We start from the raw sequence: 282 nt of genomic DNA, 5'->3' as shown, positions 1-282 counted from the left end.
TGAGCGTGTAGTGGTCTGGGAGTTGTGTTTTAGAGAAATGGGAGTGACAGTAGGACTAGAATTAACGTCAATCGGTTTAATGATGAAAAGATGGTTTCCGATTGTTGATGTTTGGGTAAGGTGTCTCGTATTCGGCGTTATTCTATATGCGTCAAACGCAATTTCGGCGAAAAGTTATGCTGAATTAGAATTTTGGTTCTCTAGAATTAAAGTAGTGACAATTCTTGCGTTTGTTGTTCTTGGTGGTGGTGGTTTATAAGGATTTATATCATATGACGGAAA

At 38.3% G+C, this 282-nt stretch carries 1 pseudogene; it reads left to right on the top strand.

Going from position 1 to position 282, the window contains the following annotated elements:
* Nucleotides 1-256, top strand: a pseudogene (locus ACSG5Z_RS32270) (hypothetical protein); the annotation flags it as partial.
* Nucleotides 257-282 lie beyond the last annotated feature (26 nt).

The sequence above is a fragment of the Bacillus pretiosus genome (assembly GCF_051294775.1).
Lineage (GTDB): Bacteria > Bacillota > Bacilli > Bacillales > Bacillaceae_G > Bacillus_A > Bacillus_A wiedmannii.
This window is presented reverse-complemented; position numbering and strand designations above follow the sequence as displayed.